Origin of the sequence: Microcystis protocystis FBCC-A270, from assembly GCF_050500235.1 — a bacterium.
Classification (GTDB): Bacteria; Cyanobacteriota; Cyanobacteriia; order Cyanobacteriales; family Microcystaceae; genus Microcystis; species Microcystis ichthyoblabe_A.
The window spans coordinates 1,858,431-1,880,846 of the sequence record NZ_CP191407.1 but is presented as its reverse complement, the minus strand read 5'-3'; the positions used below and the strand labels follow the sequence as shown (position 1 = coordinate 1,880,846).

Sequence of the window (22,416 nt, the reverse complement as noted above, 5' to 3'; positions counted from 1 at the left end):
TTCAGCAGTAGGAAAATTTGTCAATGCCCAAAATCGGCATTATTTACAACGATATTAAGCCTATCGCTTGTAAAACAGCCCATCAGATACAAGATCAGCTACTTTCCCTAGGTTGCCAGGTGTTTATGGCTACCGGCAGCGGTGGTCTGCTAGGCCATTCTAAACCCTCTCGTCCGGTTTGTTTTACCCCGATCGATCAGTTAGTCCCCCCCCACTTCGAGCAAGATTTAAGTTTTGCGATCGTGCTGGGGGGCGATGGTACAGTCCTATCGGCAGCCCGGCAGTTGGCCACCCTTAATTTGCCCCTGTTAACGGTCAATACGGGACACATGGGCTTTTTGACCGAAATTTACCTAAATCAGCTTGAACCCGCCTTAGAGCAGGTTCTAGAGGGGAAATACACCATCGAAAATCGCTCGATGATCACGGTGCGACTGTTTCGCGAAGATACCCTCCTCTGGGAGGCACTTTCTCTCAATGAGGTGGTCGTCCACCGGGAACCCCTCACCAGTATGTGTCATTTTGAGATTCAAATTGGTGAACACGCACCCGTCGATATCGCTGCCGATGGGGTGATTCTCTCCACTCCTACTGGTTCTACTGCCTATGCTCTCAGCGCCGGTGGCCCGGTAATAACTCCCGATGTGCCGGTATTACAATTAGCTCCCATTTGTCCCCATTCTTTAGCTTCGAGATCCTTGGTATTTTCTGACAAGGAAACTGTAAATATTTTCCCAGCAACTGCTAATCGGATGGTGATGGTAGTGGACGGTAATGGCGGTTCTTATATCTTGCCAGAAGATCGAATTAATGTGCAGAAATCGCCCCACCAAGTCCATTTTATTCGTCTGCAATCGACGGAATTCTTCCGCATCCTTCGGGAAAAATTGGGTTGGGGTTTGCCTCATATTGCTAAACCAACTTCGGTGGAATTACCTTAATCAGTTATCAGTTATCAGTTATCAGATGCGAGCTTTCAGTTCATTGATTGCTAGTTACTGTTTACTGATAGCTGAATTTATGCTCTCTTTTCGTGCCAAGATAGCTTTTTATTTAGAGGATGTCACCACGGCGATCGGACTGACGGTAAATCTGCTTATCCTAGCATTAATTTTACTCTCGTTGGGGATTTATGTGGCTCAAACCTATCCCTTATCCGCCACTTGGCAAATGTGGTTACGTCAGCTTGATTGGGGAATTTTAAGCTTATTTTCCCTAGAGTATTTAATTCGGTTTTGGTGTGCGGAATCAAAACTAGGCTTTGTTTTTAATATTTTTTCCATCCTAGATTTATTATCAATCCTGCCTCTATTTTTTGGTTTTTTTGATATTAGGTTTTTTAGAATTTTTCGCTGGTTTAGAATTTTGCGAGTGATTCGTTTTTTTGGTTCCGATCTCTCTATTTTTCAAATTAAAACTTCCGATCAGATAGTATTTACTCGCATATTACTAACTCTATTCTCGATTATTTTTGTCTATGCTGGTTTAATTTATCAGATCGAACACCCAATTAATCCCCAAGTTTATCGGACATTTTTTGATGCTTTTTACTTTGCTGTCGTGACTATGACTACCGTGGGATTTGGGGATGTGACTCCTCTTTCTGATGGGGGCAAAATGGTGACAGTTTTAATGATTTTAACGGGAGTTTTGTTAATTCCCTTGCAAATTAGCACTCTGACTAAACAAATATTAAAATCTGGCACTCAAACTGATTATCCTTGTCCAGATTGTGGTTTACCCCGTCACGATATAGACGCCAATTTTTGTAAAAACTGTGGTGCAAAACTCTTAAAAAGACCTGATTGAGACTAATTCTGGCGAAATGGGGAGATGGGGAAGTGGGGAAATGGGGAAATGGGGAAGTGGGGAAATGGGGATAATAAAAAAAAGTAATCTCCTGTCTCCTGACTCCTAACGACCGACGACCGACGGAATCATGACAATTTACAATTGCTTAATAATTGTTGCCGCTGCCGTGATAATATGTCTTGTGGCTTACCTGAGCGTCATAGCTGGGAAAGCAATCCAGATATTGAGATTAGTCTATCGCTGATTTAGGTGTACCTTGTCTGACCCATCGATCGAATCTCCCCCAACCCCAGAAACCAACCCGCCGTCAGATCCGATGCGGGAATACTATCAACTACAAAACACCCTATTGATCACCACCCTGATCTTAAGCGGTCTGATCTTTATCCCCGTGTGCTTGTTTTATTCCCTCAATACCGCCCTTAATTACCTACTAGGGGCAATGGTGGGAGTCGTTTACCTAAAACTCCTGGCCGGGGAAGTGGAAAAATTGGGGGTAACGAAAAATCGCGTGGGAAAAAAAGGATTAGCCCTATTCGCCGGATTAATCATCATCGCCAGTCGTTGGCAAGAACTGCACATAGTGCCAGTTTTTTTGGGGTTTTTGACCTATAAAGGGGCGATCATCGTCTATACCCTGCAAACCATCTTCAAGCTGGAGCAGAAAGGCGATTCCTAAACCCTTTGACCGTTAAAAATAACCCTGATTTGCGAACCCGAATCTCCCCAAGGTAGAAATGTTAGACAGTTTAAGTGTGCTTAATTTTTATAGCCTCGCTTCCCTGGAAGTGGGACAACACTGGTACTGGCACATCGGCGGACTAAAAATTCACGGGCAAGTGATCGCGGTCTCCTGGATCGTCTTCGCTATCTTAATCATCGCCTCGATCGCCGCTACCCGCAAAATCCAGAAAGTCCCTAGCGGTATTCAAAACCTCATGGAGTACGTTCTGGAATTTCTGCGCGATTTAGCCAAAAACCAGCTAGGAGAAAAGGAATATCGACCCTGGTTGCCCTTCATCGGCACCCTATTTTTATTTATTTTCGTTTCTAACTGGTTAGGGGCCTTGATTCCTTGGAAGTTAATCGAACTGCCCGAAGGGGAATTAGCCGCTCCCACTAACGACATCAATACCACGGTGGCGTTAGCCCTACTGACTTCCCTCGCTTACTTCTACGCGGGCATCAGTAAAAAAGGACTCGGTTACTTCGCTCACTACCTAGAGCCGATTCCCGTGCTATTACCGATCAAAATTTTAGAAGACTTTACCAAACCCCTCTCCCTCAGCTTCCGTCTTTTCGGAAACATCCTCGCGGATGAGTTGGTAGTAGCAGTATTAGTCTTCCTTGTCCCCCTAGTCGTACCCCTACCCCTTATGGCTCTCGGTTTATTTACCAGTGCTATCCAGGCCCTTGTCTTCGCTACCCTTGCCGGGGCCTATATCCATGAGGCACTGGAATCGGAACACGAAGAAGAACACGCTTAAAAGCGAGGGACGAAAACAGAAAAATTTCTTAGGGAAAAGTGTCCAAATAATAGGATAATAACTAAGAAATTATTGGTCGAATTCAGGATGAGCAACTGAATTCCAGGATCGTTCTTTCCCAAAAACTCTTTCGGGAGTTTTGAGCAGAAAACCAGCCATTTTTTACGGCTGAGAACGCGCTCTGTAAACAACAGATTGAAATTGATTAGTAAATAGAGGAAAAAATCACCATGAACCCCACAGTAGCTGCCGCTTCCGTTATCGCCGCCGCCCTCGCCGTTGGTTTAGCCGCTATCGGCCCCGGTGTTGGTCAAGGTACTGCTTCTGGAGAAGCTGTTTCCGGTATCGCCCGTCAACCCGAAGCTGAAGGAAGAATTCGTGGTACCCTTCTCCTCAGCTTGGCATTCATGGAATCCTTAACCATCTACGGTTTGGTTATCGCTCTCGTTTTACTGTTCGCTAACCCCTTCGCCTAATTAAAAAAGCAGTGGGCTATCAGCCCCCAGTCCCCAGCTTGGCAGCAGAGTTTTAAAAACTCTTAAAAAACGCCAAAGCAGCCCACTAAAAAATCTGGTTTTTGGGACGGAAGGCTGATAGCTAATTAAGGGAATTTTAGTGATTCCCCCTGACTGTTTATTGTTAAAGCAGGGGGATCATCTTCCTTTTTTGAACCTGTCTATAGCTTCTATTTATTAGGAATAAATCAATGTTTGATTTCGATGCCACCCTGCCAGTGATGGCACTACAGTTTATTCTTTTGGCAGTGATCCTGAACGCCGTTTTTTATAAACCCCTCAGTAAAGTTTTAGATGAACGGGCGGAGTATATTCGGCAAACGGAAGGCGGAGCCAAAGAACAACTAGCCAAAACCGAAGCACTGGTACAAGAGTACGAATTGCAATTAACTTCGGCTCGTAAACAATCCCAAGAGATTATCGCCCAAGCGCAAGCTGAGGCCCAAAAACTAGCCAGCGAACGAGTTGCCGCAGCCCAAAAAGAAGCGATCGCTCGTAAAGAAGCCGTCGCCGCCGAAATTGCCCAACAGAAAGAAGAAGCCTTTCGTTCTCTAGAAGGACAAGTGGCCTCTCTTTCCCGTCAAATTCTCGAAAAACTCCTCGGCCCCGAACTCGTTCGCTAAACCCCAGCCCTTGGTTAATAACAGTGATCAGTAAAAAGATAGAACTCAGTCGTCAGAAGTTAGAAGACTGATAACTAATAACTGATAACTGAATAACCTACTCCCCGCCCTCAATAATCATGATCATCGACACAGTTTTATTATTAGCCACGGAGGCGAAGGAAGCGGCAGCAGAAGGATTCGGCATCAATACCGATATCCTAGGAACTAACCTATTTAACCTCTCAATTCTGCTCGGTTTAGTCATCTTCTACGGCCGCAAAGTTCTCGGACAAATCCTCGGAGAACGTCAGTCGAAGATTGCTGAAGCTTTAGCCGAAGCTGAAGACCGGAAAAATATTGCCGCTACCGCCCTCGCCGAAGAACAGAAAAAACTCGCCCTAGCAAAACAAGAAGCGGAAAAAATTATCAATAACGCTCGATCTAGAGCTAAAACTGTCACCGCCGACATCGCCGCCCAAGCCGAACTCGATATTCAAAGAATGCGCGAAAGTGCCGCTAAAGATCTCTCGGCAGAACAGGATCGCGTTTTAGTAGAATTACGCCAAAGAATTACCGCTTTAGCCTTAGCTAACGTGGAATCCCAGTTAAGCGCCGGCCTGGAAGAATCGGTACAACAAACCCTAATTGATCGCAGTTTGGCCAACCTAGGAGGTAAATAGATGCAGGGAAGTTTAATCAGTTCAGAAATAGCCGAACCCTACGCCCAAGCATTACTTTCCGTCGCCCAAAGCAGCGGACAATTAGAAGCGATCGGCGGCGAAATTAAATCCCTCTTAGAATTGTTGGAAAATGCTCCCGATCTAAGAGCTTTTATCGGCAATCCCGTCATCAAAGAAGAAGCTAAAAAAGCCGTTCTTTCCCAAGTAATGGGGACCAATGCCAATCCCTATTTAACTAACTTCATGATGTTATTAGTCGATAAACGTCGGATTCAATTTTTAGAACCCGTTTGTCAACAATATCTCACCCTGGCTAGAGTGCTGACTAACACCGTTTTAGCGGAAGTTTCCTCGGCCACCGAATTGAACGATAGCCAAAAACAAATCGTCATCGACAAAGTGAAAACCCTGACCGGGGCGAACGTGGTCGAACTGAAAACCAAAGTTGATGGCAGCCTAATCGGTGGTGTGGTGATCAAAGTCGGTTCTCAGGTCTTTGATGCCAGCATTCGCGGTCAACTACAACGCCTCAGCCTCTCCCTGCGCTAAGGTCATCTAATCTCCCTTTTTTGCCGTTTTTTCACCTTCTTAATTTTTTACTTTTTCCCAGATTAAACTATGGTAGCTATCAGACCCGACGAAATTAGCACGATTATTCGTCAACAGATCGAATCCTATAACCAAGAAGTACAGGTCTCCAACGTGGGAACCGTCCTGCAAGTGGGTGACGGTACTGCCCGCATCTACGGCCTACAACAGGCCATGTCGGGAGAACTATTAGAATTTGAAGATGGAACCGTCGGCATCGCCCTTAACCTCGAAGAAGATAACGTCGGCGCGGTGTTAATGGGTGACGGTTTCGGGATTAAAGAAGGCGGTACGGTGAAAGCTACCGGTAAAATCGCTCAGGTTCCCGTGGGTGACGCCTTAGTCGGCCGCGTGGTTGATGCTCTCGGTCGTCCCATCGACGGGAAAGGAGACATCCTCGCCAGCGAAACCCGTCTGGTGGAATCCCCCGCCCCCGGTATTGTCGCTCGCAAATCCGTCTGTGAACCGATGCAAACCGGCATCACCGCTATCGATGCCATGATTCCCGTCGGTCGTGGTCAACGGGAGTTAATTATCGGTGACAGAAAAACTGGTAAAACAGCGATCGCCATTGACACAATCATTAACCAGAAAAGCGAAGACGTGATCTGTGTCTATGTCGCCATCGGTCAAAAAGCCTCCACCGTCGCCCAAGTAATCGACACCCTCACCCAAAGAGGCGCCATGGATTACACCGTGGTGGTGGCCGCTAACGCTAACGACCCCGCCACCCTCCAGTATATCGCCCCCTATACCGGAGCTTCGATCGCCGAATACTTCATGTATAAAGGCAAAGCGACCCTAGTTATCTATGATGACCTCACCAAACAGGCTCAAGCTTATCGTCAGCTATCCCTGCTCATGCGTCGTCCTCCCGGTCGGGAAGCTTACCCCGGCGACGTTTTCTATCTCCACTCCCGTTTACTAGAACGTGCCGCTAAACTCAGCGATGCCCTCGGTGGTGGCAGCATGACCGCCCTGCCGATTATCGAAACCCAAGCCGGTGACGTTTCTGCCTACATTCCCACCAACGTAATTTCGATTACTGACGGTCAGATATTCCTCTCCACCGACCTCTTTAACGCTGGTTTCCGTCCCGCGATTAACGCTGGTATTTCCGTATCCCGCGTGGGTTCGGCGGCCCAAACGAAAGCAATGAAGAAAGTTGCTGGTAAATTAAAACTCGAATTAGCCCAGTTTGACGAATTAGAAGCTTTTGCTCAATTCGCTTCTGACCTTGATGCGGCCACCCAAGCACAACTCGCTCGCGGTCAACGTCTGCGTCAAATCCTCAAACAGCCCCAAAACTTCCCCCTCTCCGTTTGGGAACAGGTGGCGGTGGTTTATGCCGGTTTAAACGGTTATCTCGACGATATCGCCACCGATAAAGTTATCGATTTCTGCGCCGGTTTACGCGAATACCTGAAAACCAGCAAACCTCGCTACGTTGAGATCGTCAGCACTGAAAAACAACTCAACGACGAAGCAGAAGGCCTGCTCAAAGATGGCATCAACGAGTACAAACAGGCTTTCAAGTAAACTTCTGTGAGCTTTAAGCTGTCAGCCTTTTCAGTTATCAGTGACCAGTAAACAGTGATCAGTAAACAGTGATCAGTAAACAGTGAGCGGTAAACAGTGAGCGGTAAACAGTGAAAAGATGGCAAGAAACTGCTATTTAATACTGCTCACTTAACACATACTGCTCACTTAAAACTCCAATCTGATAACTGATGACTGATGACTGATAACTGATAACTGATGACTGATAACTGATAACTGATAACTGATAACTGATAACTGAATTATGCCTAATCTCAAAGCGATTCGCGACCAAATTCAATCGGTCAAAAATACCAAAAAAATTACTGAGGCCATGCGTCTGGTGGCGGCAGCAAAAGTGCGCCGCGCCCAAGAACAAGTTCTCTGTACCCGTCCTTTTGCCGATGCCCTCGCTCAGGTACTTTATAATCTTCAAGGTCGTTTAGCCTTTAGTGATGTTAATTTACCCCTGCTGGCCCAACGGGAAGTAAAAACCGTGGCTCTGTTGGTAGTCACAGGAGATCGAGGCCTTTGTGGCGGTTATAATACTAACGTCATCCGTCGTGCCGAACAACGGATGAATGAATTAAAAGAGCAAGGGATTAACTATCAATTAGTTATTGCCGGCCGGAAAGCGGCACAGTATTTCGAGCGCCGCAATGCTCCCATTGCCGCTAAATTTATTAACCTCGAACAGATTCCCACTGCTGATGAAGCTGGCACTATTGGGGATGAATTGCTTTCCTTATTTTTATCGGAAACAGTTGATCGCGTCGAGTTGGTTTATACTCGTTTTATCTCCTTGATCAGTGCCACTCCGGTGATTCAAACCCTGTTACCTTTAACTACCCAAGGTTTAGCGGTACAGGATGACGAGATTTTCCGTTTGGTGACTAAAGAGGGAAAATTTAAGGTACAACGGGAAAAAATGGCCAGCCAACCAGCGCAGGTTTTTCCCCAAGACATGATTTTTGAGCAGAATCCGGTCCAAATCCTCGATTCTCTCCTACCTTTGTACTTAAATAACCAATTACTGCGCGCCCTCCAGGAATCGGCAGCTAGTGAATTAGCAGCCCGGATGACGGCGATGAGTAACGCCAGCGAGAACGCCAGCGAGTTAATTGGGACTTTAAGCCGTACCTACAACAAAGCGCGTCAAGCCGCTATTACCCAAGAATTGTTAGAAGTAGTAGCGGGGGCAAACGCTCTCTAGATTTAAGCCAGTTTTTCTTTTGATTATCAGTAGGAGTGATTATTTTCACTCCTTTTTTTATATAGGGTTTGCGGCAAAAAGTAGGGACGGTTAGATAACCGTGGTTTAGACTTCTCTGGCCCGAATTAGGTTCAAATAGAGTCAGGGCAATCCCTTTTCTGATATCTTCTGGCCCCTTGAAAAGCCCCATATCATCCTGTATTGTAAGTCAGCGTGAGAACTATAAATGTCAATCGATTAAGCTAGATCTTAAACTATAATCCTTAAACTATAATCATTACCCGATCGCCCGGTATTGGAGGAACAAAACAACTCGTGAATATAACTGATTTAATCCAAAAAGGCGGAGTGGCCATGTGGCCGCTGCTTTTTCTGTCTATTTTAGCTCTTAGCACTATTATCGAACGAATTTGGTTTTGGAGTCGCACCCTCCTCAGTGAAGGCCAGATTTTAAATCGGATTATGGAATCGGCCACCCGTAACTGGGACTTAGCGGCAAAAGTCGCTAGGGATTCCCGCAATCACCCCATCGGTAGCTATCTCTACGCACCCCTGCGCTTAGAAAATCCAGATCCAGAGGTTTTTCACTTTGCCCTCGAATCGGCTGCCGATGAACAATTATCCCTAATGAAACGGGGCGATAAAATCCTTGAGGCAGTCATCGCCCTTTCTCCCCTGCTAGGATTATTAGGGACGGTACTCGGTTTAATTACCTCTTTGGCCAATATTCAACTGAGTGACCTGGGAACTTCCTCCACAGCCGGAGTAACTTTAGGTATTAGTGAAGCTTTAATTTCCACCGCTACCGGCTTAATTGTCGCTATCTTTAGCCTCGCTTTCTATCGTATTTTTCAGGGACTCTGGTTCAATCAAGCTAGAATTTTTCGCAAGGCCGGCAGTGATTTAGAAATTATCTACCGTCAACGTTGGTTAGATAGAGAAGACCAACAATACTCCCTCAGTGCTAACCTAGAAAAACCCCTCGATCGCTAAGTCTCCCCCCTATAACCCATGGCCGAAACTAAATCTCTTAACCACAAAAAGCCCAAAAGTAGCCATATTACGGCTCGTCCCCTGAAATTATGGCATGATCAACACCGCATTCAAGAGGATGTGCAGGTTAACATCATTCCCTTGATCGATGTAATTTTCTGTATTCTCACCTTCTTTATTCTCGGTGCAGTGGGATTATCTCGCCAACAAGCTATCAGTCTTGATTTACCGAAAGCTAGTACCGCCACCACCCCGATGCGGGAAATGTTGGTGGTTAGTCTCGATGATTTCGGGCAACTCTACGTCGAAAAACAGATGGTGACTCGCCCCCAGTTATTCGAGGCAATCAAGAATTATCATCAATATAGTCCCAATGGACTGATGGTACTGAATGCCTCCAGAAATGCCAGTTATAACGAAGTGGTAGGGGTTTTAGACCTGCTGCGACAGGTGGGCGGCGATCGCGTGGCTTTAGCGACTCTATCGGGGGAGGCTAACAATCCCACCCTGGAAAATAGCAATCCTTTGCCCAATTTGCCGACTAATCCCACCTCACCCGGTTTACCCAATCCTCTGGGCAGAAATTAACTAGGAATGGATGCGATAGCTGAGTAATTGTTCTTCGAGAGCTGCAATGCGATTGTAGGCCGCCGTCAATTGTGCCGTTAATCGGCGAATTTGGATTTCATCGGAAAAAGAATTTTCTCCATTGACAGCCGGGGATTGTTTGCCACCGTGATCTCGGAGAATATCTTTATGATCGTAGAGGCTATTATCGGATAACTCGGAAAAACCGACCATTTCCAAAGATTCACGCGGAGAACGACTCGATTTATCCCCAGCTAGGATAGCAATTTGCCGGCTGAGGCTCTCGACAATATCCTGTAGATGATCGACTTTCCGATCAAGACTGATAATCTGTTGTTGTAGTCCATTCATGCAATTACCTGGGTATAAAGGAGGCTTCCCCTCTATGCTAGGCTCTGGAGGAAATGGACTATGACAATTTATGATTGATTTAACGATTCCTTTACTGCCCTTAACTAATCTTAATATATTGCCCGGGTCAACCGGCTGCACCCGATAGCACTTCTATTAGAAATTAAGGTAAGCTGTTGAGCAGTAAGCCTCGATTTTAAGGAAATAAATTATGTTTAAAAATTGGTCTTTCGATGATTGGATGAATCATATCCTTTTTCTGGCTACAATTTTGGCTTTGCTGACGATTTGGCTGGGTAGATAAATAAAAACTATTTTTCTTTCCTGGTTTACCGAAAATTTGGGTTTAAGTTTCCCCGTCCATTTTACGGCAGGGAGTGTCAAAATAAGAAACAAAACCCTCAGCGATCGATAAGTACCTAAGCAAAATTAATTACACATTTCGATAAAGCTTTTGCCTCTTGCCTATTGCCTCTTGCCTATCTTCACTAGGAAATTTATTTTGCACGACTACTTATGACTGACTCAAGCCCAAAAATTTGTATTCTCGGTGGTGGTTTTGGTGGACTCTATACTGCTTTACGTTTGAGTCAATTGCCTTGGAGCGATCAACACCCTCCCCAAATTACCTTAATTGATAAAAGCGATCACTTTTTATTTTCTCCCCTTCTCTACGAATTAGTCACCTCAGAACTGCAATCCTGGGAAATTGCTCCCCCTTTCAGCGAATTGCTCGCTAATACCCCCGTTGACTTCCAACAGGGAACCGTCACGGCGATCGATGTTAATAATCATAAAATAACCCTTGACAATAAAAACGATATATGCTATGACCGCCTCGTGATCGCCCTCGGTGGTCAATCTTCCCTTGAATTCCTACCCGGGGCCAGAACCCACGCTATCCCCTTTCGTAGTCTAGAGGATGCCTATCGTCTTCGGGATCGACTCAAAACCCTAGAACAATCCGATCGCGATAAAATTCGGGTCGCCATTATCGGGGGCGGTTATAGCGGCGTAGAATTAGCCTGTAAGCTGGCTGATCGCCTCGGAGAAAGGGGAAGAATTCGTCTGATCGAAAGAAATAGCGATATACTTGGACCTTCAACCCAATTTAACCGCGACACCGCCAAAAAAGCCCTAGAAAAACGTCTAGTTTGGTTAGACCTCGAAACCACCGTCGCCGACATCCAAGCGGATCGCCTCTCCCTTGACTACAAAGGACAGATCGACAATATCCCCGTTGATCTAATTCTCTGGACCGTTAGCCCGATCGCCTCTCCACTGATCGCTAATTTGCCCCTAGCACATAATGAGCGCAAATTACTAAAAGTTAATCAATATTTACAAACTGTCGAAAACCCCAGCATCTACGCGATCGGCGATGCGGCCGATGGTCGCGATCAAGAGGATAAACCATACGCTGCCACGGCCCAAGTGGCCCTTCAACAGTCCGACTACTGCGCTTGGAATATTTGGGCGAGTTTCCACGATAAACCGGCTTTACCCTTCCGTTATCAACCTTTAGGCGAAATGTTGACCCTCGGAGTCGATGAAGCTACTATTAGCGGTTTAGGACTAGAATTAGCCGGTCCCCTTGCCCATCTTACCCGTCGCTTAGTCTATCTCTACCGTCTGCCCACCCTTAACCATCAAATCGCCGTAGCATTCAACTGGATTACCCAACCGCTTCTATCCCTCATTTCTGAATAGCGAGTTCAGATATTCCTCCACTAATAAACTATCTCGATCGGTCAATTCCTGACCATCGAGACGGTTTAATAGCATTACTGCACCAAATAACCGATTATTAACCCTAATTGGCACAGCTAAAGCCGTTTTTATCCCCAAAGCGACCGCTATATCCTGACGGATGCGATTATCTCCGAGAGTTTGTCCCACCACCACCGGACAACTACCCTGGTAAACCACCGTACACAATCCCGACGTGGCAATATCACCCCTTTTGCCCACAATTGCCCCGGTGTTTTTACCCGCACCCGCCCGATAATAAATACTATCACCGTCAAATTCGGCAATGATAACCGTTTCTGTTGGAATTAAACCTAAAATTTCTTCAGCCAAGCGATCGAGATTAGTTAATTTTTCCATAATGGGTTAGGGGTTGAGGAGATAGAGTGTTATACTCAAAAAAAACAGCGATTCATTAACTTTAGTCTATAGTTTGTGAACTCAAATGAAAGATAACACCCCCAAAGTAAAAAGTCTCAAATCTTATCTTCAGCATTTGCCTCAAGATGCGTCGGAAGCTATTGTTAGCACCAACTTTGCACCTTACCTGATATCATATTTAGGATTTTCAACCACGGAGATAATCCCACAGTACGACACGGGAGGCGGTGGGATTACCGACTTTGCCACTCGGAGAAACCCAGAAAACGATATTTTTTTGCAGACAAAGAGTAATCCTTTTCTGCTGATAGAGTTAAAGGGTAGAGAGATTAACCTAACTGAAAATAGTCCAGGTTATAAGGCAACTGTCGATAAGTTAAAGCGTCAGTTATTAGGGACTAAGTGTAAAGCAGCCCAATGGGGAATTATTACTAACGGTTCACACATCCAGTTATTTAGAAAACATGGTAAAACCATTTTTCCTGCTACTACTTGCATAGAGCTAACTCCTGAGAACATTGATGATACTATAGCTCTGATCAAGACAAAAATTGACAATACTCCCAAAGCATTAACGGTTACTGTTTACAATAATAAAGGCGGTGTAGGCAAAACCACCACCACCGTAAATCTTGCGGCTATTCTTGCTTTTTTAGGTAAAAAAGTTCTAGTTTTAGACTTTGATTTTAATCAACGAGATTTAACTAGCTCTCTCCTAAATATAAAACCACAAGATGGACTACTAGAAGAGGCTTTAACTGATAAGAATATTGATCTAAAATCAGTGATTATTCCTTATATTTTTAAGAATACAAAACTACAAATTACCTTCGATGTTGTTCCTGCTGATCCTAAAATAGCAGGGCTGACGGAATTTGACTATCATTCTAAAATGAAAATATCCACTCTCCATAGAAAATTAGACTTAGCTAGATATGAATATGATTACATCTTTATAGATGCAGCTCCCAATTGGCGATTTACTAGCCAGCTGGCTGTTTATGCTGCCGATGTTGTCCTCTTACCCACAAAACATAACAATTCATTCTCCCTTAATAATGCAGCCACTGCCATCAAGGAGTTTCTGCCGGAAATGCAAAAATCAAAAAAAGATGGGACTCCCATAGCCTTACCAATTTTTTTCAACGGTGAGAAGATTACTCAACCACAGTTAGAACTTGCCCAAAAAGAAATTGATCAAATACTAAAAAATGACAAAACCCTTACACCCTATTTTTATCCCAGATACACTAATGCCAAAAAAGATCTACATATTCATCACCTGCAAGAATACGCTATTATAGCCAGTGCTGCTTTCGCTCGCGTGCCAGCCGTTTATAAACATCGTTCCGTTTATTACTACTACGAAGACTTAGCAAAGGAGTATTTTTTACAATGATGGAATATACCGATATTGGTACTTTGAAGTATCTCTACTTAGATGAAATAGAAATTACCAATGGGACCGATGCTGATAGTTTTTTAATTGAAGCTACTGCTAAACTATTACAGCAGACAGGTGGACGCAATTGGCTGCCTGTAATCGTGAAAGAACTATCAGAGGATCGCTATGAAGTTATCGGCAACTCATTTGTTTATGCTGTGGCTGAAAGGGCTGGACTAGAAAGAATTTGGTGTATTATTGCTGATGGAACAGAAGATGCTAGGAATATATCCAGAGTTTTGGCAAGAGAAGAAACCCCAAAACTAAATCTGTCAACAGCTTCAAGAGAAGAAATTAAATCTGCTTTACAGTTCTTAATTGAACAACCGAATAGCCCACTAAAAACAGTTAAATTAGCCACTGCTACTGCTAGGATTGATGAGGCTCCCCGTCAATTCTGGAAGAGTTTAGACTCAATTGTTGCCCTCAAGTGTGGAATTACAAAAGGGAAGGGATTAGATTTACTCAAAACTGTCTTTTATCTCACTCCTCAATCTCAACAAGATGCAGTGATTGAGGAGTTTTCAGAAGAAACTCTCAAACTCAAGACTGTTTCTGAATTAAAGACTCTAGCCAAAGAAAAGGGAATCGTTGGTTTAAGCAAGATGAAGAAAGCAGAGCTAGTCAGAATATTGGCGCAATAAGAAAAAGGAGTATCAATTATGAATTATCAATTATGAATTATGAGTTAGGAAGTGGGAAGAAAAAAGCTGCCTCCTGCCTCCTGCCTCCTGCCTCCTGCCTCCTGCCTCCTGCCTCCTGCCTCCTGCCTCCTGCCTCCTGCCTCCTGCCTCCTGCCTCCTGCCTCCTGCCTCCTGACTTAGCCCTTCAGCAATAAATCGCTAATTTCCGACTGACAATGACCAATTAAACGATTAAGGGCTTTTTTTCCTTGTTTACCTTGATAATCTGAGCGATCGCTTTCAGTAATTCGGTAGGGACGACCGATCGCCACCTTGACACGATGATAAAAGACAACGGGATGCCAACCATCTTGATCGAATAAAGGTTCTGTGGTATCTAATAAGCGCAGCAAACGCACGGGAAAAGGACTAATAGTAGTTTCCGACTCGGAGAGAATAGCCACAGGTAAGACAGATAGATTCTCCACGGGACAACCCAAGGCTAAATGGGCAAATCCGCTTTGAAAACGGCTAATTTGACGAGGAGCAGTCAAATTTAACATCGGCGATCCACCTTCTGGAAATAAACCGATCCATCGTCCGGACTGTAAAAAATCCGTTGCTTGCCGAAAAAAAGTCTGGTGGCGTTTTTCAGGGGTATCAAAGGGAAAACAGCCCAATTCTCCGATTAATTCCCGCAAAAGCGGCGTTTTTCCCATGTAGTGATGACAGGCGATCGGGAGAGTTTTGCCCAAAGCTTGAATTAAGATCGGCGCGTCCAAAAAGCTGCGATGGTTACTTACCACGATCGCCACTCCTTGGCTGGGTAGATTTTCTTGACCGACGGTAAACAGACTCGTGCGCGTGGTATCAAGAATTAAACGAGAGGTGGATAGGGGGGTAAGCAGCTTCATGGAAAAAAAAAATCGGCCTTAAGATTGTTTTTATTGACTTAGATCACAACTAAAGGATAAAACAGAATTAGAGGATCATAAAACATAGGGATTGTCTCCCAATCATCTACGGATCAGCCTTGGGGCAGCCTCGTCTATTTAAAAAAATAAATTTCATGAATGATTTGAATGAGCGAAAAACATTTGCTTTAACAACACCTCTTTATTATGTCAACGATATCCCCCACATCGGTAGTGCTTACACGACGATCGTAGCGGATGTTATGGCACGATGGAAGCGGTTACAGGGCAATTCTGTCCTCCTGATTACAGGAACCGACGAACACGGACAGAAAATCGAACGGACTGCGGCAGCCAAAGGACTCAATCCCCAGGAACATTGCGATCGCATAGCCACCAGTTTTGCCAATCTCTGGGCCAAGCTACAGATCCAGTATGATCGCTTTAGTCGCACCACTGCCCCCCGTCATCAGGCAATTGTTAACGAATTTTTTGAAAGAGTCTGGGAAAAGGGCGATATCTATCTTGATCGCCAACAGGGTTGGTATTGCGTCGCCTGTGAAGAATTTAAGGAAAAAAGAGAACTGTTAGATAATGGCTGTTGTCCCATTCATACTAATCTGGCCGCCGAATGGCGCGACGAGGAAAACTATTTTTTCCGCCTCTCTAAATACCAAGCACAACTAGAACAAATTTACCAAGAACAACCCGATTTTATTCAACCGGAAAGCCGACGTAATGAGGTTCTCAACTTCGTCAACCAGGGACTACAGGACTTCTCCATTTCTAGGGTTAATGTGGCTTGGGGGTTTCCCATTCCCCACGATGGTCAGCATACCATCTACGTTTGGTTTGATGCCCTTCTTGGCTATGTTACCGCCCTTCTCGACCCCGAAGACGAACCCACCCTAGAAAATGCCTTGGCCAAATGGTGGCCGATCGATCTGCATCTGATCGGTAAAGATATATTAAGATTCCATGCCATTTATTGGCCGGCTATGCTAATGTCGGCGGGTTTACCCTTGCCTAAAAGAGTCTTCGGCCACGGCTTTTTGACCAAAGACGGGCGGAAAATGGGCAAAAGTCTCGGTAATACCCTCGATCCCTTCGATTTGGTTGATCGCTATGGGGCCGATGCCGTCCGTTACTATTTCGTTAAAGAGATTGAATTAGGACAGGATGGCGATTTTCAGGAAACCAGATTTGTTAATATTCTTAACGCAGATTTAGCCAACGATTTAGGCAACCTCCTCAATCGCACCCTAGGCATGGTCAAAAAATACTGCCAAAATATCCCCCCCCAGTTGACTGGCGTAGATATCCCCAACGATAATCGTCTTAAGAATATGGGGATCAATCTAGGGGGCATTGTTGAACAGAAGTACAATGCGCTACAATTTAATCAAGCCTGTGAGGAAATATTAGCGTTGATTCGCGCTAGTAACAAGTTTATCGATGAGAGTGCGCCCTGGAGTTTATTTAAACAGAAACAACAAGCAGCGGTAGAACAAGTCCTCTACGCAGTTTTGGAATCAGTAAGACTCTCTGCCTACCTACTCTCACCGATAATACCGACCTTGAGCAGTAAAATTTATCAACAACTAGGTTTTGTTATTGATTTTAATACTTTCAGGTCGGAGGATGGGGAAAACTTCCCTGATAGTGTCTCTTTTTTCCAACACTGTCAATGGGGATTACCCACAAATCCACAACTAGGAACACCTGAACCGATCTTTTCTAAACTAGAACTGCCGTTAAACGATTCCTAAAGGAATTTTTTGATAACTCTATTTTTTAAGGTCTGTTGTCCTTTCGGATACAACTGGCAAACACCCAACACTAAACTTTTAACAAACAAACGAGGAAAAATAAAATGTTTGATGATTATGATACAGCCCCAGTCTTTACCCCCGAACAAGTGCTAGAAAATCGCGGCCGTGTGGCGATTTTCATCGATGGTTCTAATTTATTTTATGCGGCTCTGCAATTAGGTATCGAAATTGACTACACCAAATTACTTTGTCGTTTAACTGCCGGTTCTCGTCTCTTGCGCGCCTTCTTTTATACTGGAGTTGATCGCACTAACGAAAAACAGCAGGGATTCCTCCTCTGGATGCGTCGCAACGGTTATCGAGTCATCGCTAAAGATCTGGTACAATTACCCGATGGTTCCAAAAAAGCCAATCTCGACGTGGAAATTGCCGTAGATTTAATGGCGCTAGTGGGTTCCTATGATACCGCAGTAATTGTCAGTGGTGATGGGGATTTAGCCTATGCTGCCGATTCCGTCAGTTACCGTGGTGCGCGAGTGGAAGTGGTTAGTTTGCGATCGATGACCAGTGATAGTTTAATTAATGTAGCCGATCGCTATGTTGATCTAGATCAAATTAAAGAAGAAATTCAGAAAACTAGCAAACATCACGTTAGTTATAATAATTTCCCCGTCAGCGTCTTGGATCAAGATCGTAGCAGTCGCTAGAAAAATTCGGCAAAAATCAAGTTTAAGGTGGGAATTACCCACCTTTTTCAGTTATCAGTGATCAGTTATCAGTTATCAGTGATACTAAATCCGGTTATTAAAGACTGATTATTTATTCCCTCTTTTGCCTCTTACCTATTGCCTTTTGCCTGTCCTGATATGTAGCCTATACTCAACAGATTTACTATCAAGCGATACTACTGCGTTTTCTCGCTTCCTTATAAGATGTTCCCACATCCTGTAAACCGACTTTAATCATCTGTTGTTCCAAAAGGGCAAAAAAACGCAAGCGATCGCCACCTTTGATCACAGCTAAATTGTGCGCTTCCGCTAAGGCGATCGGATAACCATAACCTTTTAACACCTGGGCCAGTAAAATACTCAAAGAGCGATCGAGTAATTCTCGCTCCTCCACCACCCAAGCAGGAACCTCTACCCTAGCGATTTCCGTCCCCACATGGAGATAACAGAAGTAAATGCGATGCTCATCCCCATAAAGATCGAGTATTTTCAAAGAACTGCGCCAAAAAGGACTTCTTTGCCCCGGTTCCAATAAATAACCCCAGAGAGAAGCATCCCGGAGAGGATCGACAACGCGACAAGGGGTTTTTTCTGGGTCTAAATCACCGCAATTGATCAAGCAATTGGGAGTATCATGGGGACAAGATTGTAAACGGAGGAAATTTAAGCTTTCCGTGCTACGAGAAGCACTAATATAACCCATAAGCGGGATTCTAGCTGATTTTAAATCGTCCCAAGACTGAAAAATCGGTGGCAAAATTAAATCTTTTGCTTCCGGGGGGAGACTATCGATAAACCAATAGATCAAAGAACCATCCACGAGGGCTAAATTTGGTTCATAATGGGCCCCAGGGGGTTTTACCCAACGGGTAGCCATTTCTGCTAACATTTGGCTTTCTAATACCGTCCGACGATAACTCATCCACTCATCCACGCGAATACCCCACTGTTTAGAAATGTAGAGGTCTTCTGATTTGTAATAGACTTCGGGAATGCTATCGAGGAGCGGGTGCAAATTTTGACCATAGTGCAACATAATCCTACCGATATTAATTAGATAACAGTAGGCGATTTCGTGGTGAGAAGGGGCAATTTGGGAACCATCCGTGGCAAAAACGCTATGACTTTCGGGAGCGGGAAGGATAGTAACGCGGGTGTCGAGAGGTTCGATCGGTAGCGCGACGGAGAAAATTAGGCGATCGTGCCAGTTATGATAGAGTTCTAGCAGTTTTTCCTGTTGCTGTTGAGCCTGTTCTAAAAGAATTTTAGCCCGTTGCACGCGCTCGCGACTAGCTGCCACTTCCTGTTGAAAATGTTGACTGATTCCTGGCATTTTTGCCGCTAATTTCGCAAGATCGAGCATAGCTATCCTCTCCCTGACTTTTTTTGATTTTATCGCAATTTTGTCAGTTATTGCCAAATTTATCCATAGTAATCTCCGCTTACAGCATTTATCTCAAGGGTGAGATAGGAAGTTTTCCTTTTGGGGAGTCGCTCGTCAATACCAAAAAGGAATCTTGCGTATTTAGACAATATTTGTCCTTGAGATCATTATAGTTTTGATAAGAAGTAATTTGCTCATGTTGCATTCTACCAACAATAATACCAGGGTGTATTCCTAGTTGTTCGGCAAATTGATTAATAGCTTTTTTACTGAGAGAATTATTGGCGATAAATCTCTGCCAATCTCTGGGAGCAATTAAGAAATTAGCCGCAAAAACATCCGCCTCTTTTTCTTTAATTGTATCTTGAATATCTTGCCCCTCTAAAAATAAAATTCGTTTCCCATGTAATAAAATATGACCAGCTTCATGAAAAAAAGAAAACCAAAAATGATCATTTGTTTTGTATCGATCGCTCAATTGAATTAAAGCTTTCTGAGAACCTAACCAACGGGTAGCACCGTGTACCCTTGTTTTCGGAAGTTCAGGAACAAAAACCAAGGCAACCCCCGCTGCCGCACAAAGCTCGATCATTTGCGGTTGAAATACCTCGATAGACTTAATAGTTAACGAACGAATTTGTCGCAAGGCATCTCTGAATTTCAACTCGTTGTAATCAGCACAATTAATTTTCGATGCTTCTATTTCTCCTTGACGTAACCATGCTGTTATTGCCCCTTGATCGCTCTCAAACCCCTGAGACTTTCTAAAATCAATCGATAAATTTCTCCCCCAAATCTCCTCCCATTGCTCAGGGGAGACAACGGCAAAAAAATTCAAGCTCTCTCGTAATTGCTCTATTTTATCCTCATCAAACTTGAGCCAGCCTAATTCAGTCATCTGCCGATAAGGAATTTGTTTTAACCAGCCTAAATAACCTTTTAATCTTTGATTCTCATTTTTTCTCGCTAAATATTCCCGATAAAGTCTTTCGCGCTCTATCCAGAAACTGGCGGGAGTTCCTAACACTAACTCTATCTGTAAGGCGGTATCGATAGTAATCTCCGCTTTACCTTTTATTATCTCATTGATAGTCTTTTTTGGTCTGCCCATGCGTTGGGCGAGTTCCGATTGAGACATATTTCTTTCTTCTAGGATTTCGGCAAGGGTTTCTCCCGGTGGAGAAATAAAATCCGGTGCATATCTGTTCTCAATAGTATTAGTCATGGGTGTCATCTATGCCAATAATTACGACTGCGGTTACTTTCTTCCAATCAATTCCCCCGTCTGCTTTTTGAGGAATCGGTATATTAGCCGGCTCAAAAATTAGTCTGAGAGGATGAACTAAATCTAGAGATAGTTGTCCAGCACGGTTATGTAACAATTCGTGGCAACGTCCCGGCAGCGATCGCATTTCCTCCAGGACAATAACTGCTTTTAAGTCGTCGAGTCTTTGCCTGATTTTCTTAGCCATCTTCTCTCCATACTGTTTTTTCAGTAGTCTTTGGCTATTGCATTCGTTCTCAAATTTTTTTTCCTTAAATACAATATCCATTGTAGATGACCCTTGTAATATTGTTAACCTCAAAGGTTAACAATATTTTATGGCAGCACACCCGGGTCGCATCCAGTACAAACGCTCTAAATATATCGTTAAGAGCTAATACTCTAGACACCAGTTCTGAAAATGAGGTTAGCTAGAGACAGTTTTTCAGATATTAGCCGATTAATCAGGTGATAATTATCGCTAAAATCGCACTATCAAGCCAAAACAACGAAGCTGTAATTTTATCGTCTAATAACGCCCGAATTGAGTGCCGCCGCCGCCCAAGAAAAAGACAATCTCTAACATCTAAACCGGAGAAAAGCACAATCGCGGACTTGACAACAACAGCAACAATTTGCTATAATGACCTTTTGTCAACGATTTGACCTTCGGTAATAGGAGTTCAGAGTAACCTTAGATACAGCCCTATCATGCCCACCATTCAGCAATTAATACGCGACGAAAGATCCAAAGCGAAAAGAAAAACCAAATCTCCCGCCCTCAAACAATGCCCCCAACGTCGGGGAGTTTGTACAAGAGTATATACCACCACACCGAAAAAACCCAACTCAGCCCTACGGAAAGTCGCTAGGGTACGTTTGACCTCTGGATTTGAGGTGACAGCCTACATCCCGGGCATCGGTCATAACCTGCAAGAACACTCGGTCGTCCTCATTCGGGGCGGTCGGGTCAAAGATCTACCCGGAGTCAGATATCACATCATTCGCGGCACCCTCGATGCCACCGGGGTGAAAAACCGTCAAAAGGCGCGGTCTAAGTACGGAACCAAACGCCCCAAACCCGCTGCTAAATAAACAGGGAATTGATTAACCAAAAAAATACTCCCACCGAGTCGGTCAAAGTTAACCCAAGAGACTGAAAACTCGCAGGAGAGGGTTTGAGATGGGCTGTAATCATCCGACTGTCAAGCAAAAGTTAAAGTTAACCTAGAAAATTCAGGAATATTCCGATGTCTCGCCGTAAAAACGTCAAAAAACGTCCTATTCCCCCCGATCCCGTTTACAATAGCTGTTTAGTCAGCATGACCATCCGCCGGATCATGCGATCGGGCAAAAAATCCTTGGCCGCTAACATCGTTTACGATGCCCTAAAAACCGTCGGCGAACGTACCGGCCAAGAACCCCTAGAAGTATTTGAAAAAGCCGTTAAAAACGCCACCCCCCTAGTGGAAGTGAAAGCCCGCCGGGTCGGTGGAGCCACCTATCAAGTGCCGATGGAAGTACGCACCAACCGTGGTAGTACATTGGCACTGCGTTGGTTAGTCCACTATGCTCGGACTAGAGGTGGCAAAACCATGGCAGGTAAACTAGCCAACGAGATCATGGACGCAGCCAATGAAACCGGCGGCACGATCAAAAAACGGGAAGAAACCCACCGGATGGCAGAGGCAAACAAAGCCTTTGCCCACTATCGTTACTAAGAAAGATACTTTAAAGATACTTTAAGGGCGGTGGATCACACCGCTGCCGCCAAAAAACTGTCAAG

25 protein-coding genes are annotated in these 22,416 nt (G+C 44.5%); 19 read left to right on the top strand and 6 right to left on the bottom strand.

Annotated elements, in window-relative coordinates:
- Positions 1-23: 23 nt before the first annotated feature.
- The 12 genes from ACQY1X_RS09155 (at position 24) to ACQY1X_RS09100 (ending at position 10,020) form a co-directional block, all read left to right on the top strand.
- Positions 24-941: an NAD(+) kinase gene (locus ACQY1X_RS09155; protein WP_002750056.1), complete on the top strand. Its 918-nt coding sequence runs from the start codon at positions 24-26 to the stop codon at positions 939-941.
- Positions 942-1,020: 79 nt separating this feature from the next.
- A complete protein-coding gene (locus tag ACQY1X_RS09150; RefSeq protein WP_430015615.1) occupies positions 1,021-1,809 on the top strand; it encodes an ion transporter in 789 nt (262 codons plus the stop codon).
- Between the two features lie 319 nt (positions 1,810-2,128).
- Entirely contained in the window at positions 2,129-2,491 is a 363-nt protein-coding gene (locus ACQY1X_RS09145) for an ATP synthase subunit I (RefSeq protein ID WP_043998263.1), read from the top strand.
- A 58-nt stretch (positions 2,492-2,549) separates the two neighbouring features.
- Positions 2,550-3,299, top strand: coding sequence for a F0F1 ATP synthase subunit A (gene atpB, locus ACQY1X_RS09140; RefSeq protein ID WP_002739857.1), 750 nt, complete (start codon positions 2,550-2,552; stop codon positions 3,297-3,299).
- A 230-nt stretch (positions 3,300-3,529) separates the two neighbouring features.
- A complete protein-coding gene (gene atpE, locus ACQY1X_RS09135) occupies positions 3,530-3,775 on the top strand; it encodes an ATP synthase F0 subunit C (RefSeq protein WP_002740068.1) in 246 nt (81 codons plus the stop codon).
- Positions 3,776-4,005: 230 nt separating this feature from the next.
- Entirely contained in the window at positions 4,006-4,437 is a 432-nt protein-coding gene (locus ACQY1X_RS09130) for a F0F1 ATP synthase subunit B' (protein WP_002740070.1), read from the top strand.
- 119 nt (positions 4,438-4,556) lie between these two features.
- Positions 4,557-5,099 carry a F0F1 ATP synthase subunit B gene (locus tag ACQY1X_RS09125; RefSeq protein ID WP_002740013.1) on the top strand — a complete coding sequence of 181 codons (543 nt, stop codon included), beginning with the start codon at positions 4,557-4,559 and terminating at the stop codon, positions 5,097-5,099.
- Entirely contained in the window at positions 5,100-5,648 is a 549-nt protein-coding gene (gene atpH, locus ACQY1X_RS09120; RefSeq protein ID WP_002739761.1) for an ATP synthase F1 subunit delta, read from the top strand.
- A gap of 69 nt (positions 5,649-5,717) precedes the next feature.
- Entirely contained in the window at positions 5,718-7,226 is a 1,509-nt protein-coding gene (gene atpA, locus ACQY1X_RS09115) for a F0F1 ATP synthase subunit alpha (RefSeq protein ID WP_110578666.1), read from the top strand.
- 265 nt (positions 7,227-7,491) lie between these two features.
- The gene (locus ACQY1X_RS09110; RefSeq protein ID WP_002739849.1) at positions 7,492-8,439 is read left to right on the top strand and encodes a F0F1 ATP synthase subunit gamma; all 948 of its coding nucleotides are present in this window, start codon (positions 7,492-7,494) and stop codon (positions 8,437-8,439) included.
- Between the two features lie 354 nt (positions 8,440-8,793).
- Positions 8,794-9,432 (top strand): MotA/TolQ/ExbB proton channel family protein, encoded by a 639-nt coding sequence (locus ACQY1X_RS09105; protein WP_430014658.1) that lies wholly within the window; start codon positions 8,794-8,796, stop codon positions 9,430-9,432.
- A gap of 18 nt (positions 9,433-9,450) precedes the next feature.
- Positions 9,451-10,020, top strand: coding sequence for an ExbD/TolR family protein (locus ACQY1X_RS09100; RefSeq protein WP_002800076.1), 570 nt, complete (start codon positions 9,451-9,453; stop codon positions 10,018-10,020).
- Here ACQY1X_RS09100 and ACQY1X_RS09095 read toward each other — a convergent pair whose 3' ends face one another.
- Positions 10,021-10,371 carry a hypothetical protein gene (locus tag ACQY1X_RS09095; protein ID WP_002793181.1) on the bottom strand — a complete coding sequence of 117 codons (351 nt, stop codon included), beginning with the start codon at positions 10,369-10,371 and terminating at the stop codon, positions 10,021-10,023. It lies immediately after the preceding gene.
- A 516-nt stretch (positions 10,372-10,887) separates the two neighbouring features.
- Between ACQY1X_RS09095 and ACQY1X_RS09090 the strand changes: the two genes are divergently transcribed.
- A complete protein-coding gene (locus ACQY1X_RS09090) occupies positions 10,888-12,081 on the top strand; it encodes an NAD(P)/FAD-dependent oxidoreductase (RefSeq protein WP_430014437.1) in 1,194 nt (397 codons plus the stop codon).
- Here ACQY1X_RS09090 and ACQY1X_RS09085 read toward each other — a convergent pair.
- Entirely contained in the window at positions 12,061-12,480 is a 420-nt protein-coding gene (locus ACQY1X_RS09085) for a GAF domain-containing protein (RefSeq protein WP_002740043.1), read from the bottom strand. The two genes, ACQY1X_RS09090 and ACQY1X_RS09085, sit on opposite strands and share 21 nt — an antisense overlap.
- An 85-nt stretch (positions 12,481-12,565) precedes the next feature.
- Between ACQY1X_RS09085 and ACQY1X_RS09080 the strand changes: the two genes are divergently transcribed.
- Both ACQY1X_RS09080 and ACQY1X_RS09075 read left to right on the top strand, forming a co-directional pair.
- Positions 12,566-13,900, top strand: a complete 1,335-nt coding sequence (locus tag ACQY1X_RS09080; RefSeq protein ID WP_430015614.1) for an AAA family ATPase — start codon at positions 12,566-12,568, stop codon at positions 13,898-13,900.
- Positions 13,897-14,589: a Rho termination factor N-terminal domain-containing protein gene (locus ACQY1X_RS09075; protein WP_103111532.1), complete on the top strand. Its 693-nt coding sequence runs from the start codon at positions 13,897-13,899 to the stop codon at positions 14,587-14,589. The genes ACQY1X_RS09080 and ACQY1X_RS09075 overlap by 4 nt, the downstream gene beginning before the upstream one ends.
- 176 nt (positions 14,590-14,765) lie before the next feature.
- Here ACQY1X_RS09075 and ACQY1X_RS09070 read toward each other — a convergent pair whose 3' ends face one another.
- Positions 14,766-15,482, bottom strand: coding sequence for a lysophospholipid acyltransferase family protein (locus tag ACQY1X_RS09070; RefSeq protein WP_430015613.1), 717 nt, complete (start codon positions 15,480-15,482; stop codon positions 14,766-14,768).
- 155 nt (positions 15,483-15,637) lie between these two features.
- On the opposite strand from ACQY1X_RS09070, the gene metG reads away from it, so the two are divergent.
- Complete coding sequence (gene metG / locus ACQY1X_RS09065; RefSeq protein ID WP_430014434.1) at positions 15,638-17,251, top strand: methionine--tRNA ligase; 1,614 nt, start codon at positions 15,638-15,640, stop codon at positions 17,249-17,251.
- Positions 17,252-17,355: 104 nt separating this feature from the next.
- The gene (locus tag ACQY1X_RS09060) at positions 17,356-17,961 is read left to right on the top strand and encodes an NYN domain-containing protein (RefSeq protein WP_002743578.1); all 606 of its coding nucleotides are present in this window, start codon (positions 17,356-17,358) and stop codon (positions 17,959-17,961) included.
- Between the two features lie 187 nt (positions 17,962-18,148).
- Here ACQY1X_RS09060 and ACQY1X_RS09055 read toward each other — a convergent pair whose 3' ends face one another.
- The 3 genes from ACQY1X_RS09055 to ACQY1X_RS09045 all read right to left on the bottom strand — a co-directional run bounded on the left by ACQY1X_RS09055 (position 18,149) and on the right by ACQY1X_RS09045 (position 20,919).
- Entirely contained in the window at positions 18,149-19,345 is a 1,197-nt protein-coding gene (locus ACQY1X_RS09055) for a DNA double-strand break repair nuclease NurA (RefSeq protein WP_149108011.1), read from the bottom strand.
- Positions 19,346-19,433: 88 nt separating this feature from the next.
- Positions 19,434-20,591: a HigA family addiction module antitoxin gene (locus ACQY1X_RS09050; RefSeq protein ID WP_430015612.1), complete on the bottom strand. Its 1,158-nt coding sequence runs from the start codon at positions 20,589-20,591 to the stop codon at positions 19,434-19,436.
- Positions 20,584-20,919: a type II toxin-antitoxin system RelE/ParE family toxin gene (locus ACQY1X_RS09045; RefSeq protein ID WP_002800095.1), complete on the bottom strand. Its 336-nt coding sequence runs from the start codon at positions 20,917-20,919 to the stop codon at positions 20,584-20,586. Before ACQY1X_RS09045 ends, ACQY1X_RS09050 begins: the two co-directional genes overlap by 8 nt.
- Before the next feature lie 422 nt (positions 20,920-21,341).
- Here ACQY1X_RS09045 and rpsL point away from each other — a divergent pair, with 422 nt between their 5' ends.
- Together rpsL and rpsG are read left to right on the top strand one after the other, a co-directional pair.
- Positions 21,342-21,725: a 30S ribosomal protein S12 gene (gene rpsL, locus ACQY1X_RS09040; RefSeq protein ID WP_002740176.1), complete on the top strand. Its 384-nt coding sequence runs from the start codon at positions 21,342-21,344 to the stop codon at positions 21,723-21,725.
- A 155-nt stretch (positions 21,726-21,880) separates the two neighbouring features.
- Positions 21,881-22,351: a 30S ribosomal protein S7 gene (gene rpsG / locus ACQY1X_RS09035; RefSeq protein WP_002739653.1), complete on the top strand. Its 471-nt coding sequence runs from the start codon at positions 21,881-21,883 to the stop codon at positions 22,349-22,351.
- Positions 22,352-22,416 lie beyond the last annotated feature (65 nt).

Bases quoted from the DNA above. Each gene is read 5' to 3' on its own strand.
- ACQY1X_RS09145 (WP_043998263.1), top strand. From the start codon at position 2,129: ATGCGGGAATACTATCAACTACAAAACACCCTATTGATCACCACCCTG.
- ACQY1X_RS09095 (WP_002793181.1), bottom strand. From the start codon at position 10,371: ATGAATGGACTACAACAACAGATTATCAGTCTTGATCGGAAAGTCGAT.
- ACQY1X_RS09055 (WP_149108011.1), bottom strand. From the start codon at position 19,345: ATGCTCGATCTTGCGAAATTAGCGGCAAAAATGCCAGGAATCAGTCAA.
- ACQY1X_RS09090 (WP_430014437.1), top strand. From the start codon at position 10,888: ATGACTGACTCAAGCCCAAAAATTTGTATTCTCGGTGGTGGTTTTGGT.
- atpA (WP_110578666.1), top strand. From the start codon at position 5,718: ATGGTAGCTATCAGACCCGACGAAATTAGCACGATTATTCGTCAACAG.
- ACQY1X_RS09110 (WP_002739849.1), top strand. From the start codon at position 7,492: ATGCCTAATCTCAAAGCGATTCGCGACCAAATTCAATCGGTCAAAAAT.
- ACQY1X_RS09085 (WP_002740043.1), bottom strand. From the start codon at position 12,480: ATGGAAAAATTAACTAATCTCGATCGCTTGGCTGAAGAAATTTTAGGT.
- ACQY1X_RS09125 (WP_002740013.1), top strand. From the start codon at position 4,557: ATGATCATCGACACAGTTTTATTATTAGCCACGGAGGCGAAGGAAGCG.
- ACQY1X_RS09155 (WP_002750056.1), top strand. From the start codon at position 24: ATGCCCAAAATCGGCATTATTTACAACGATATTAAGCCTATCGCTTGT.
- ACQY1X_RS09150 (WP_430015615.1), top strand. From the start codon at position 1,021: ATGCTCTCTTTTCGTGCCAAGATAGCTTTTTATTTAGAGGATGTCACC.
- ACQY1X_RS09130 (WP_002740070.1), top strand. From the start codon at position 4,006: ATGTTTGATTTCGATGCCACCCTGCCAGTGATGGCACTACAGTTTATT.
- rpsL (WP_002740176.1), top strand. From the start codon at position 21,342: ATGCCCACCATTCAGCAATTAATACGCGACGAAAGATCCAAAGCGAAA.
- ACQY1X_RS09105 (WP_430014658.1), top strand. From the start codon at position 8,794: ATGTGGCCGCTGCTTTTTCTGTCTATTTTAGCTCTTAGCACTATTATC.
- ACQY1X_RS09080 (WP_430015614.1), top strand. From the start codon at position 12,566: ATGAAAGATAACACCCCCAAAGTAAAAAGTCTCAAATCTTATCTTCAG.
- atpB (WP_002739857.1), top strand. From the start codon at position 2,550: ATGTTAGACAGTTTAAGTGTGCTTAATTTTTATAGCCTCGCTTCCCTG.
- ACQY1X_RS09100 (WP_002800076.1), top strand. From the start codon at position 9,451: ATGGCCGAAACTAAATCTCTTAACCACAAAAAGCCCAAAAGTAGCCAT.
- atpE (WP_002740068.1), top strand. From the start codon at position 3,530: ATGAACCCCACAGTAGCTGCCGCTTCCGTTATCGCCGCCGCCCTCGCC.
- ACQY1X_RS09070 (WP_430015613.1), bottom strand. From the start codon at position 15,482: ATGAAGCTGCTTACCCCCCTATCCACCTCTCGTTTAATTCTTGATACC.
- rpsG (WP_002739653.1), top strand. From the start codon at position 21,881: ATGTCTCGCCGTAAAAACGTCAAAAAACGTCCTATTCCCCCCGATCCC.
- metG (WP_430014434.1), top strand. From the start codon at position 15,638: ATGAATGATTTGAATGAGCGAAAAACATTTGCTTTAACAACACCTCTT.
- atpH (WP_002739761.1), top strand. From the start codon at position 5,100: ATGCAGGGAAGTTTAATCAGTTCAGAAATAGCCGAACCCTACGCCCAA.
- ACQY1X_RS09060 (WP_002743578.1), top strand. From the start codon at position 17,356: ATGTTTGATGATTATGATACAGCCCCAGTCTTTACCCCCGAACAAGTG.
- ACQY1X_RS09045 (WP_002800095.1), bottom strand. From the start codon at position 20,919: ATGGATATTGTATTTAAGGAAAAAAAATTTGAGAACGAATGCAATAGC.
- ACQY1X_RS09050 (WP_430015612.1), bottom strand. From the start codon at position 20,591: ATGACTAATACTATTGAGAACAGATATGCACCGGATTTTATTTCTCCA.
- ACQY1X_RS09075 (WP_103111532.1), top strand. From the start codon at position 13,897: ATGATGGAATATACCGATATTGGTACTTTGAAGTATCTCTACTTAGAT.